Raw genomic sequence first — 12233 nt, 5'->3', positions numbered from 1 at the left:
CTGAGCGCCCAGCGCCTGGGTGAAGAGCGCCGGCGGTCAGGCCGAGCGTCGGTTGACCAACGTGGTGGCCGATCTGATCAGGTCGGGGGCGTCGAGCAGGTCGGCATAGCGCTCGAGTTCGGCTGAGGGCCCGGCCCAGCGCCAGTCGTCTACCACACCGACCTCGGCGTCGGTCTGCAGCGTGGCGATCGTGCGAAACAGGTAGGCGTCGTCGCGCTGTTGGGTCAGCGTGGCGGCCAGCTTGGCCGCGCCGCGCACGGTGACCTCCCACTTCCCCGGGGCGTCCGGGACGTGTTCCAGGTGCTTGTAGTGGGCGAGCACCGCCGCGGCAGACTTGGCGCCCCACCCGGGCAGCCCGGGGAAGCCGTCGGCGGTGTCGCCGACCAGGCCCAGCCAGTCGGGGATCGACTCGGGGTCCACCCCAAACTTCTCCCGCACGCCGTCGGCGTCGCGAAAAGCTTGATTGCGTCGGTCGTACTGCACCACTTTGGGCCAGGCGCAGCATTGGCCCAGGTCCTTGTCCGGCGTGAGGATCACCACGCGTTCCACCCGGTCGTCGCCGGAGGCGATCAAGGCGGCGGCGGCCAGCGCATCGTCGGCCTCCTGCTCCACCATCGCCCACACGGTGAAGCCGGCCGCCCGCAGTGCGTCCTCGAACAGGCCGAACTGGCTGAACAACGTCGGGTCGATGCCCTCGCCGGTTTTGTAGCCCTCGTACAGGTCGTTGCGAAACGATTCGATGACGTGATCGGTGGCCACGCCCACGTGGGTGGCGCCGTCGTTGAGCAGCGCAAACGTGGACCGGAGGGCTCCCCGAACCGCCCCCACCTCGGTCCCCTCGGCGTTCGTGTGGCCGCTGTTGCGTCCGTAGAACTGCCGGAACAGCTCGTAGGTTCCGTCGACGAGGTGTACCTGCATGCCTCCAGTTTGGCTCATCGATGGCCGGTGCGGCTCAGGCGTCGACCGGACGACGACGAAACCACAGCCATCCGGCGATGCCGAGGACGCTCATCAGGGCGCCGATGCCCAGCAGGGTGGCTGCGGCAGCGCTGGCCAGGAAGGTGCCAGCAGCTCCGCCGAGATCCCCGGGGTCGGGCAGCAGGTCGTTGGTGATGCCGACTCCGCTGGCATCGCCGCCCTCCGCTGCCACCTGCACCTCGTAGTCGCCGGCCTCCCCGGTGCGGAACTGGCCGATGACGACGGTTCGCCGACCGTCGACCGTGAGCTCCAGCGCATCGCCCGGGATCACCCGCACCGGTGACCCGTCGGGTGCAGCCACCCGCACGGTTGGAACGTCCAACTCGTCGGTCGCCACGTCGTCGGGAACCTCCGGGCTGACGATGGCGAGCAGCGTCTTGGCCCGTTTGTCGTCCAAGGCGACCGCCTCGGTTGCCCCGACCGGGATCTCCGCGCCGAGGTAGCTGGTGCGGTCCGCGCCGCGCTCGTTCGCCGACGTGAGTGAGTTGTCGAGCAGGCCGACGGTCGTGACGAGTAGCACCGCTCCGACCGCGATTGTCAGCGCACCCGCCGCCGCCAGCCACGCGGCGGTTCGCAACGGCCTCCGGTGAGCGGGTGCGGCCACCGTCTCGAACGTCTGGTCGTCGGCGGGCATCGACCTCACGGTACCCGAGTCACTTCGCTCGACATCGAACCTCGACCCGGTGGCACAGTCGCCCGATTGACGGCGTCGACACGGTGGCGTTAACCGGGGGACGAGGCGCTGAACGTGCTCGAACCTCGGGAATGCGACCGACCAATCTAGGGTTACACTCAGCGCACGAGGAAACCTAAGTATTAGACCATCAACTCTGCGCCGGACGGCGCCGTTGACACGACCGAGGAGTTCACACCATGTCGCTCGATCCCAACACCTGGACCCAACTGACCCGCCAAGCCGTCGAGGCCGCCCAAGTGGCGGCCCGCGAGCGGTCCAACCCCGAAATCACCCTCGACCACCTCCTCGGGGCCCTGCTGCGCCAGGACAAGGGCATCGTGTTGCCCCTGGTGCGACGTTTGGAGCTGGACCCGGTGGCGGTCCGCAACGCCGCTGACGAGGCGGTGGCGGCCCTGCCCCAGGCCCACGGAAGCGAGACCCGCTTCGGCCGGGAGTTCACCACGTTGATCGACGCGGCCGTCGTCCTGCGCCAGGACATGACCGACGAGTACCTCTCGACCGAGCACCTCTTCCTGGCCCTGGTCGATGCCGATCAGAAGCGGTCGCCGGCCAGCCGTCGGCTGGGCGTGGTCGACCGCGATCAGGTGCTCGCCGCCCTTCAGGAGATCCGCGGCAGCCAGCGGGTGACCAACGAGAACCCGGAGGACACCTATCAGAGCCTGGAGAAGTACGGACGCGACCTGACCGAGGCCGCCCGCACCGGCAAGCTCGACCCGGTGATCGGCCGCGACGACGAGATTCGCCGGGTCATCCAGGTGCTAAGCCGCCGCACCAAGAACAACCCGGTGCTGATCGGCGAACCCGGTGTGGGCAAGACGGCCGTCGTCGAGGGCCTGGCCCAACGCATCGTCGAGGGCGACGTCCCCACATCGCTGAAGAACAAGCGCGTGATCGCGCTCGACCTGGCGGCCATGGTCGCCGGCGCCAAGTACCGGGGCGAATTCGAGGAACGACTTCAGGCTGTGCTGCGCGAGATCACCGACTCCGAAGGCGAGATCATCACCTTCATCGATGAGATGCACACGGTCGTCGGCGCCGGCGCCAGCGGCGAGGGGTCGATGGATGCGGGCAACATGCTCAAGCCCATGCTCGCCCGCGGCGAGCTGCGGATGGTGGGCGCCACCACGCTGGACGAGTTTCGCAAGCACATCGAGAAGGACGCCGCGCTCGAGCGCCGCTTTCAGCAGGTGCTGGTGGGGGAGCCGTCGGTCGAGAACACGGTCGCCATCCTGCGCGGCCTGAAGGACCGTTACGAGGTGCACCACGGCGTGCGCATCCAGGACTCGGCCCTCGTCGCCGCTGCGGTGATGTCGGACCGCTACATCACAGGTCGCTTCCTGCCCGACAAGGCGATCGACCTGGTCGACGAGGCCGCTTCCACACTGCGAATCGAGATCGACTCGTTGCCCACCGAGATCGACGTGATCGACCGCCGCATCCGCGGGTTGGAGATCGAGCGGGTGGCCCTGGCCAAGGAGACCGACGCGGCGTCGGCCGAGCGACTCGAGTCGCTCGACGAGGAGCTGGCCAACCTCAACGAGGAGCACGACGGCCTGATGGCCCACTGGACCGCCGAGAAGGAGAAGATCGACGAACTCCAGGCGATGAAGGAGCGGGCCGAGGACCTGCGCAATGAGGCCGACCGCTCCGAGCGGGAAGGCTCGCTCAGCCGGGCCTCGGAGGTGCGCTACGGCCACCTGCCGGTGCTCGAGCGCGAGATCGAGGCGGCGACAGTAGAGCTCACCCAGCTTCAGGCCGAGAAGCAGATGCTCAAGGAGGAGGTGGACGAGCAGGACGTCGCCGTCGTCGTCAACCGGGTGACCGGCATCCCGGTCAGCCGGCTGATGGAGGGCGAGATGGCCAAGCTGGTGCGCCTCGAGGGCGTGCTCGAGCGGCGGGTCGTCGGCCAGCACGAGGCGGTCACCGCCGTCGCCAACGCCATCCGCCGCAGCCGGGCCGGCATCTCGGATCCGGATCGGCCGATCGGTTCGTTCCTGTTCCTCGGCCCAACCGGCGTGGGCAAGACCGAGCTGGCCCGGTCGCTGGCCGACTATCTCTTCGACGACGAGCGGGCGATGGTGCGCATCGACATGTCGGAGTACATGGAGAAGCACTCGGTCAGCCGCCTGATCGGAGCTCCCCCCGGGTACGTCGGCTACGACGAGGGTGGCCAGCTCACCGAGGTGGTTCGCCGTCGCCCCTATTCGGTGGTGCTGCTCGACGAGGTGGAGAAGGCCCACCCGGACGTGTTCAACGTGCTGCTGCAGCTGCTCGACGATGGTCGGCTGACCGATGGGCAGGGCCGCACGGTCGACTTCACCAACGTCGTGCTGATCATGACGTCGAATCTGCCGGGCGAGCCCCGCGACTTCTTCCGGCCGGAGTTCATCAACCGGCTGGACGACATAGTGCGGTTCCGCGAGCTCACGCGGGAGGACATCGACCAGATCGTCGACATCCAGCTGGACCGGTTGCGCCGACGGCTGGACGACCGCCGCATCGTGCTGAGCCTCACCGACGCGGCCCGTACCCGACTGGCCAACGAGGGCTTCGACCCCGACTACGGCGCCCGCCCACTGAAGCGGGTGATCCAGCGGGAGCTGGGCGATCGCCTGGCGATGGCGATCCTCGACGGCACGGTCACCGAGCACTCGACGGTCACCGTTGATGCCGGCGAGGACGGCTACGTGCTGTCAGCGGTCGTCGACGCCCCGGCCTGACAAGCCTCCACCACACAACCCGCCCCAACCCCACAACTCAACCCACCTCCGCAACTGGGGAGTGCAGAGCGCTGCCAGAGTGCGTTCTGGGCTCCCGAGTTGGGTGCAGGGTTCGGCTCGCACGGCCCGGTGCTTACTTGCGGACCAGCCTCTTGGAGCCGGAGGCCAGCTCGACGGTGGCGTCGACCGAGGCCGGGGCATCGTCGGTCTCGACGTCGGCGACGGTGACGAACTCGGTGGTCCAGGATTCCGGAGTGATCGTCACCCGGCCGTAGCCATGGTCCTCGGCGTTGACGTACACGGCGTCGGCTGCAACCTGCTCCACCAGCGACACCGCAGCGGGGCCCAGCTCGCCAATCGTCGACAGCGACGAGATCGAGGTGGTCACCAGCTCGTGGGCCACCGGCAGGCGCTCGCCGTCGCGCTCAGCGAACAGGTCGGTCGCCCCGGCGGCGTGGATGTCGCCCGACAGCACGACCACGTTGTCCCGGTCGGCATCGATGATGGCGTCATAGAGGCGCTCGCGGGCGGCGACGTAGCCATCCCACTGGTCCAGGTTGAGCACCAGGTCGTTGATCACCAGGGGGAACATCACCGTCTGCTGTGCGATGACCGTCCAGGTGGTGTCGTTCGCGGCCAGTCCCTCGGCCAGCCACCGCTCCTGGTCGGCGCCCAGCATGGTGCCGGCCTCGTCCAGCCGTTCCGTGCACTCGGAGGCCGGCACCGCCAGCCGGTCGCCGCACACCTGATCGCTTCGGTACTGGCGACCGTCGAGCACGAAAAACTCGGCCAATGTGCCCACCCTGATCGAACGGTAGATCTTCAGCGCCCCGTCGGTCTGAGGCGGCCCGGTCCGCAGCGGCATGTGCTCCCAGTAGGCCTGGTAGGCGGCCGCCCGGCGCTGCTGGTAGCCATCGGGTGACTCGGGCTCCTGGGGGATCACCCCGGCGTAGTTGTTGCCCACCTCATGGTCGTCCCAGGTGAGCACCCAGGGCACCTGCCGGTGGACCTTTTGCAGCAGCGGGTTGCGCTTGTAGGCCGCGTACTGGACCCGGTAGTCCGCGAGGGTCTGGGTGATGCGCTGGGGCACTTTGGGCTCCATCCGTCCGCCGCCTACCTCGTAGATGTAGTCGCCGAGAAACACGACCAGGTCGAGCTCGTCTGCGGCCATGGCGCCGTAGGCGGCGTAACTGCCCGCGTTGAACTCCTGGCACGACGCGACCGCCAACCGCAGTTGCGCCGGGGTGGCATCGTCGGCGGGCATTGTGCGGGTGCGTGCTGCCTCGCTGCGCTGGTCGCCGACCGAAAAGCGGTAGTGATACCAGGTGTCCGGCTCCAGGCCGGTGGCGTCGGCGTGAACCGAGTGGGCGAATCGGGGCTCGGCCGGCTCCCAACCCGAGGCGACGATGTCCGCAAACTCCTCGTCGGTGGCGACCTCCCAGGCGACGGGGACCGGGGCATCGGGTAACCCCCCGGTGGGGTCGAGCGGATCGGCGACCAGGCGCGTCCACAGCATCACCGAGTCGGGCAGTGGGTCGCCCGAAGCCACACCGATGGTGAACAGCTCGCCGGGCAGCCCGTCTGGAACCGGTGGCAGATCCTCGTCCTTCTGGGGAGCCGACGCATCGGTCGGCGACGCTTCAGATACGGATGAGCCGAAGGCCTCATCGTCGCCACTACATGCTCCAAGCGTCAACCCGACCGCGCCGGCCGCTCCAACACCCAGCACGGTGCGCCGAGAGATCGACCCCGAGGTCAGGTGTCGGGTCGGGGCAGGTTTCCGTTGTCGACCTCTGCTCATGCCGTCCCCTCCCGAGCCGGTCGGAACGCTACTTCAGCTTGGGAGGGCGCGACGCTCGAACGGTCGCCCGGAAGAGTTGACGGGCATTGATGCCGGGAGGCGACCGATTCGTCGGCCGGTCGGTAGCCTTGCGACCATGACCTCCCCGGTGGCGCAGCACAGCCGTTCCCACGCCAGAACCGCCTCGGGAAGAACGCCCAACCGCGTGCAGCGCTTCGCCGTCGTGGGCATCGTGGCCACCCTGGTCGACGTCGCCGTACTCGTCCCGCTGATCCGTCGCTGGGGGTTTGATGCCTTCACCGCCGACTTGGTGTCGGTCAGCATCGCCACCGTCGTCTCGCTGCTGCTGCACCGCCTGGTCACCCTGGCCAACAGCCCCACCCGGCGCTGGTTCGAGAATCACGCCGGTTCGTACCTCACCACGCTGGTCGGCTCGTTGGCGGTGGACGTCGTCGTGTTCACCGCCTTCACCCAGGCTCTGGACGCGCGGTCGGTACACGGCCTGGTGATCTCCAAGGCCGTCGCACTGGCGGCGGCGGTGCTGATGCGGGCGACCGCGTACCGCTCGGTGCTGGGTGCCGTCGTGCGCTCGGACCAGTTGACCCCCTCCAAACCGCCGCCGCTGCCGAGCGATCGGCCCCGTTTGAGCATCGTGATCCCTGCCTTCGAGGAGGCCGACCGGATCGGCCGTACGGTCGACGAGGTGCGTCGCCAGCTAGCCGTTATCACCGAGAACGGGGGCTTGGAGGTGATCGTCGTCGACGATGGGTCGGCCGACGCGACCACCGACGCAGCCGAAGCAACTGGAGCGGACCGTGTGGTGACCCTTCCGGAGAACCAGGGCAAAGGGGCGGCGGTCCGTGCCGGCATGAAGGCGGCAACCGGCTCGACCCGAGCGTTTCTCGACGCCGACCTTGCCTACTCCCCGGATCAGGTGTTGCCGATGCTGGAGCTCACCGAAGCCGGCTGGGATGTGGTCGTCGGCAGCCGCAAGCACACCGCCACGGCCACGCTGGTGCAGGCCGGTCGTCTCCGGCAGCTCGGCAGCATGGCGATCAACGTGTTGAGTTCCGTGGTGCTGCTGGGGCGGTACCGGGACACCCAATGCGGGCTGAAGGCCTTCCGGGCCGACGCTGCCGAGGCGATCTTTCCTCTGACACGCATCGACCGCTTCGCCCTCGACATCGAAGTGCTGTACCTGGTCGAGCGCAAGCGGTTGTCGCTGAGCGAGGTGCCGGTGCAGGTTGCCAACAGCGAGGAGTCGACGGTGCGCGTTGTCCGCGACACCGCCCGATTGGTGCGAGACCTGGTGCGAATCCGGATCTTCGCCCACAACGGCGCCTATGACGAGCTCCCCAGGTCACCGACCGATCACACTTCGGCAGTAGGCTCCTCCGCTGCTTAGTGTGCGCGTCGGCGTGAGGGCGCGCCCGGAAGGAACCAACTATGTCAGCGACCATCGTCGTCGGAACCCAGTGGGGTGACGAAGGAAAAGGAAAGTTCACGGACCTCTTCGCCAAGGAGATGTCGATGGTGGTCCGCTATCAGGGTGGCCACAACGCAGGCCACACCCTGGTGGTCGACGGCGAGTCGTTCGCTCTTCAACTGGTGCCCTCCGGCGTGCTGTACGACCACATCGTCCCGGTGATCGGCAACGGAGTGGTCGTCGACCCCGTCGTGTTGCTGGCCGAGATCGACATGCTGACCGCCAAAGGTGTCGACTGCTCCCGGCTGAAGGTGTCGGGTAACGCCCACCTGATCCTGCCCTACCACCAGGAGATCGACCGGCTGAGCGAGCGGTACCTGGGCAAGAACAAGCTGGGCACGACCAAACGCGGGATCGGGCCCACCTACGCCGACAAGGCGATGCGGGTGGGCATCCGGGTGCAGGACCTGCTCGACCCGAAGATCTTTCGGGAGAAGCTCGAGGCGGTGCTCGACGAGAAAAACCAGGTGCTCACCCGGGTGTACAACCGCCTTCCCTTCGATGTCGGCGAGATGGCCGACACCTATCTCGGCGAGGTTCGAGACCGCATGATGCCCTACGTGGCCGACACGGTGGGCATGGTGCACGAGGCGCTCGAGGCCGGGGAGAACGTGCTCTTCGAGGGGGCCCAGGCCACGTTCCTCGACCTCGACCACGGCACCTACCCGTTCGTCACGTCGTCGTCGCCCACCGCCGGCGGCGCGTGCGCCGGCGCGGGCGTTGGGCCCCGCCACATCGACCGGGTGGTCGGCATCGCCAAGGCCTACATCACCCGCGTGGGTGCCGGACCGTTCCCGAGCGAGCTGTTCGACGAGGTGGGGGACCACCTGGTCGATGTCGGCCACGAGTTCGGCACCAACACCGGCCGTCGCCGTCGTCCCGGCTGGTTCGATGCGGTGATGATGCGCCAGGCGGTGCGGATCAACTCGTTGTCGGAGATCGCCCTCACCAAGCTGGACGTGCTCGACCAGCTGGACGAGGTGTCGGTGTGCGTCGCCTACGACGTGGAGGGCGTGCGCCACGAGACGCTGCCGTACCACCAGAGCGACCTGCACCACGCCAAACCGATCTACGAGACCCTGCCCGGTTGGAAGACCGACCTCACCGGGGTGCGCGAGCCAGGGGACCTGCCGGTCGAGGCCCGCAACTACCTGGCCTTTCTCGAGGAACAGGTGGGCTGTCCGGTCAGCCTGGTCGGGGTCGGCCCTGGACGCGAGCAGTTCGTGCACCGCAACGCAGGCTGAGAGCGGACCAAGCCCACCGCAGGGTCGGTCCCCAGTGACGCTGATCGGGCACCGGGCGGGCCTTGCACCATCCTTTTTGGTTGAACTCGTAGCCTGGGTTCTCGCCCATGGTTAGTATCTTGCAACTGGTTCATGCACGATGAGCCCCGTGCCCGTGGAGGGTTGTCATGGATGGATCCGGAAGACGTCATCAGCGTCCCGCTCACGGTTTCAGAAGCTTGGGCTTCTTGGGCGTGATCGCCTCTGTGATGATGATGCTGGGTGCACTGCTTGCTCCCGCCGTAGCGGGCGCCCAGGGAGATCCGCCGGTGGTGGCGCCCGAGTTCTGTGCGCCGCTGTTGGACGTGCTCGACAATGCGAGTGGGATTCCGGCCAACGACGAGGAGTTCGAGCAGCAAACCGCTGAGGGGGCGCTACTTCTCGCTGCGCTCCGCAATGTCGCGCCCGCAGAACTGACCGACAGCCTGGACGCGTTGGAGGCCTTCTCGGCCGCCGCTTCCGCGGAGGTCGCAGCTGCCGGGGGCATCGAAGGACTCACAGATGCTCAGCGAGGGGATCTCATCGACCGAGCCGATGTCGTGCTGCAACCGATCGTCGAGTTCTACGAGCAGTCGTGCCCCGGCGCCAACCTTTCGGCGCTGCTGTATCCGGAATGCGACATCGACGGTGAGGTGTTCCCTCCGCAACTGGTCGTGGTCAACTTCTCTCAGAATCCTGTGGAGGTGGTGGCCGGCGAGATCGTCTTCACCGTGGCGAGCGACGACCTTGAGTTTCGAGACGTTCCCGCCGACCTTCAAGCCGATGACGTGCTGATCGACGGCATCGCTGGACTGGTCCACGTTGGGTCGTGTGACGACTTCAACGGCGGCGTGGATGAGAACGAATTCGCCAGCTACTTCACGGCCACGTTCACGTCCGGCTGCCCCGACGACGTCCCGGCCAAGCTGCCGCGCCTCGAGATCGGGCTCACCCCCGAAGGCCAGGCGTCGCTCGATGAAGCATTGGAGACCCAACCGGGTCCCTTTCCGGTGCCGTTCGAGGTGGACGACCTCACGATCGTCGCCGAGTTTCCAGGCGGGCTGGATGTGCTCCTGGGGGCCGACGCCACGGCACCCGAGGTGAGCCTCGAAGGTTTCAGCATCCCGGTGACGCTCAACGAACCGACATGCGATCCAGCACCATCGCCTGTTGATCCGTCCGAACCGTCACCTCCGTCCGAACCGTCACCTCCGTCCGGGCCGTCGACTCCGTCGGGGCCGTCGACTCCGTCGGGGCCGTCGACTCCGTCGGGGCCGTCGACTCCGTCGGGGCCGTCGGATTTGATGGAACCGCCGAGCGGGTCCGGTCGGCCATCAGGACCTTCAGCACAGCCGAAGCCGCCGACCGGCCCCGGTCAGCCGTCGGCTCCAGGGTCGGCCCCGGTCGGCGCAGTACCAGCACCTCTGGCACCAAAGTTCACCGGCTGATCGCCGCGTCACAATCTCGCCAAGGCTCTGCAACTGGAAGGCGTCGTGGCAGGGTTGACCATGCAGCAGATACCGCGCAGCGACCCCAGGGCCCGCTACATCGCCCGCAACGAGCAGGCGGACCGGACGGGGCTGGATGCCTTCGTCCGCAACCGGCATCGCTGGATCCTTGTCACCAGCCGCGCCGATGGGCGACCCCAGTTGTCGCCGCTGTCGGGCGGGCTGCTGCCCGATGGTCGCCTGATCACTTCGACGTACCCGGAACGGGCCAAGGTGGCCAACGTGCGGCGACGCAGCCGGGTGTCGATGCTGGTGCTGTCCGACGACTGGAACGGGCCGTGGGTGCAGATCGACGGCAGCGCCGAAGTGCTGGACCTGCCGGGCGCCCTCGATGACTTTATTGCCTACTACCGGTCGATCTCGGGCAAGCACCCCGACTGGGACGAATACCGAGACGCGATGACCGAGCAGGGCAAGTGTCTGATCCGCATCGACGTCACCCGCTGGGGGCCGATCGCAAGCGGCGGGTTTCCCGAATCGATGTTTGAACCGGAGGTCTGAGGCTCAACTCTCGGCCCCGGCGGACTAGCTGTTGCGGCTAAGCCACTCCAGGGCCACCCCGGCGTGCATCGCGGCGCCCAAGGGCAATGCGTCCTCGTTGAGGCGCATCACGTCGGAATGGCACGCAGGTGCCTCGAGGAAGTTCTCGATGTCGGCCGGGCAGACGCCGAGAAATGCCATGGCGCCCGGCACCCGTTCGAGGATGTAACTCCAGTCCTCGGCGCCCATCACCGGCGACGGTAGCGGGAACATCCGATCCCGCCCCAGCACCCGATCGCAGACGTCGCCGACCAACCCGGTCATCTCCTCGTTGTTGATGGTCACCGGGTAGCCCCGCTGGTAGTCGATCTCGGCGGTACAGCCGTGGGCGGCGGTCACGCCGTGTACCACCTCGGCGAACAGCTCCTCCACCCGGTCGCGGGTGTGAGCGGAGACGCAGCGCACCGTGCCCTCCATCAGCACCTGTTCGGGAATGACGTTGTGGGTGGTGCCGCCGGTGATGTGGGCCACGGTGACGATCGCCGGGTCGAAGGCCTCGATGCGACGGGTGACCATCGTGGACAACGCCCCGACCAACTCGGCGGCCGCCGGCATCGGGTCGATGCCGAGATGCGGCATGGATGCGTGGGTGCCGCGACCCTTCACCCTCACCGTGAACTCGTCGGCCGACGCCATCAGTGGGCCCGGCCGCGTCGCCATGAAACCGGCCGGGGCGTTCGGGGTGACGTGGATGGCGAACGCGGCGCCGACCGGGGTGGTCAGGCCCTCGGTGAGGATGCCCTCGTCCAGCATCACCTTGGCGCCGGCAAATCCCTCTTCGCCCGGCTGGAAAACCAGACGCACCGTGCCGGGCAGACCGTCACGCCGGGCGAAGAGCAACCGGGCGGCGCCGAGCAGCATCGCCACGTGACCGTCGTGGCCGCAGGTGTGGGCACGTCCCTCGATCGACGAGCTGAACGGCTCGTCGGTGTTCTCGGTCATCGGCAGCGCATCGGTGTCGGCCCGCAACAAGATGGTGGGGCCGTCGGGGTTGCCGACGATGTCGGCCGCCAGCCAGGTGGCGGCCCTGCCCCTCCGAATCGGAACGCCCAGCGCTTTGAGCGCCTTGGCGATCACGTCCTGGGTGCGCGGGTTGTCCAGGCCCAGCTCCGGGTGTTGGTGCAGGTCGCGTCGCCACCCGGTGAGATCGACGGCCAGGCCGGTGGCATCGGCGACCAGCTCGCTCAGCACGTCGTCGGATCCGGCGGTGTTCGATGTGATGTCCCCCATGACCGGGACTC

General features: G+C 67.8%; 9 protein-coding genes. 5 read left to right on the top strand and 4 right to left on the bottom strand.

The window, feature by feature from the left end; genetic code table 11:
- Positions 1-36: 36 nt before the first annotated feature.
- Positions 37-918 carry a 5'-3' exonuclease gene (locus PKD89_RS02635; RefSeq protein ID WP_289011307.1) on the bottom strand — a complete coding sequence of 294 codons (882 nt, stop codon included), beginning with the start codon at positions 916-918 and terminating at the stop codon, positions 37-39.
- A 34-nt stretch (positions 919-952) separates the two neighbouring features.
- Entirely contained in the window at positions 953-1612 is a 660-nt protein-coding gene (locus PKD89_RS02630; protein WP_289011306.1) for a hypothetical protein, read from the bottom strand.
- Positions 1613-1851: 239 nt separating this feature from the next.
- Here PKD89_RS02630 and PKD89_RS02625 point away from each other — a divergent pair, with 239 nt between their 5' ends.
- Positions 1852-4395 carry an ATP-dependent Clp protease ATP-binding subunit gene (locus PKD89_RS02625; protein ID WP_324332255.1) on the top strand — a complete coding sequence of 848 codons (2544 nt, stop codon included), beginning with the start codon at positions 1852-1854 and terminating at the stop codon, positions 4393-4395.
- A 133-nt stretch (positions 4396-4528) separates the two neighbouring features.
- Here the strand turns inward: PKD89_RS02625 and PKD89_RS02620 are convergent, their stop codons facing one another.
- Positions 4529-6196, bottom strand: a complete 1668-nt coding sequence (locus tag PKD89_RS02620) for an alkaline phosphatase D family protein (RefSeq protein ID WP_289011304.1) — start codon at positions 6194-6196, stop codon at positions 4529-4531.
- A gap of 136 nt (positions 6197-6332) precedes the next feature.
- Between PKD89_RS02620 and PKD89_RS02615 the strand changes: the two genes are divergently transcribed.
- The 4 genes from PKD89_RS02615 (at position 6333) to PKD89_RS02600 (ending at position 10953) form a co-directional block, all read left to right on the top strand.
- Positions 6333-7601 (top strand): glycosyltransferase, encoded by a 1269-nt coding sequence (locus tag PKD89_RS02615; RefSeq protein ID WP_289011303.1) that lies wholly within the window; start codon positions 6333-6335, stop codon positions 7599-7601.
- A 41-nt stretch (positions 7602-7642) separates the two neighbouring features.
- The gene (locus PKD89_RS02610; RefSeq protein WP_289011302.1) at positions 7643-8926 is read left to right on the top strand and encodes an adenylosuccinate synthase; all 1284 of its coding nucleotides are present in this window, start codon (positions 7643-7645) and stop codon (positions 8924-8926) included.
- Positions 8927-9159: 233 nt separating this feature from the next.
- Positions 9160-10392: a hypothetical protein gene (locus PKD89_RS02605; protein WP_289011301.1), complete on the top strand. Its 1233-nt coding sequence runs from the start codon at positions 9160-9162 to the stop codon at positions 10390-10392.
- Positions 10393-10452: 60 nt separating this feature from the next.
- Positions 10453-10953: a PPOX class F420-dependent oxidoreductase gene (locus PKD89_RS02600; protein ID WP_289011300.1), complete on the top strand. Its 501-nt coding sequence runs from the start codon at positions 10453-10455 to the stop codon at positions 10951-10953.
- Positions 10954-10977: 24 nt separating this feature from the next.
- Here PKD89_RS02600 and PKD89_RS02595 read toward each other — a convergent pair whose 3' ends face one another.
- On the bottom strand, positions 10978-12222 hold the full coding sequence (locus tag PKD89_RS02595; RefSeq protein ID WP_289011299.1) for a M20 metallopeptidase family protein: 1245 nt from the start codon (positions 12220-12222) through the stop codon (positions 10978-10980).
- Positions 12223-12233: the final 11 nt, after the last annotated feature.

The organism is Candidatus Neomicrothrix sp., assembly GCF_035329545.1.
Taxonomy (GTDB): domain Bacteria; phylum Actinomycetota; class Acidimicrobiia; order Acidimicrobiales; family Microtrichaceae; genus Microthrix; species Microthrix subdominans.
The sequence above is the reverse complement of the archived record's forward strand: the minus strand, read 5'-3'. Positions and strand labels throughout refer to the sequence as shown.

Excerpts from the sequence above, each read along its gene's own strand:
- PKD89_RS02625 (WP_324332255.1), top strand. The coding sequence starts at position 1,852 with ATGTCGCTCGATCCCAACACCTGGACCCAACTGACCCGCCAAGCCGTC.
- PKD89_RS02600 (WP_289011300.1), top strand. The coding sequence starts at position 10,453 with ATGCAGCAGATACCGCGCAGCGACCCCAGGGCCCGCTACATCGCCCGC.
- PKD89_RS02630 (WP_289011306.1), bottom strand. The coding sequence starts at position 1,612 with ATGCCCGCCGACGACCAGACGTTCGAGACGGTGGCCGCACCCGCTCAC.
- PKD89_RS02635 (WP_289011307.1), bottom strand. The coding sequence starts at position 918 with ATGCAGGTACACCTCGTCGACGGAACCTACGAGCTGTTCCGGCAGTTC.
- PKD89_RS02620 (WP_289011304.1), bottom strand. The coding sequence starts at position 6,196 with ATGAGCAGAGGTCGACAACGGAAACCTGCCCCGACCCGACACCTGACC.
- PKD89_RS02610 (WP_289011302.1), top strand. The coding sequence starts at position 7,643 with ATGTCAGCGACCATCGTCGTCGGAACCCAGTGGGGTGACGAAGGAAAA.
- PKD89_RS02615 (WP_289011303.1), top strand. The coding sequence starts at position 6,333 with ATGACCTCCCCGGTGGCGCAGCACAGCCGTTCCCACGCCAGAACCGCC.
- PKD89_RS02595 (WP_289011299.1), bottom strand. The coding sequence starts at position 12,222 with ATGGGGGACATCACATCGAACACCGCCGGATCCGACGACGTGCTGAGC.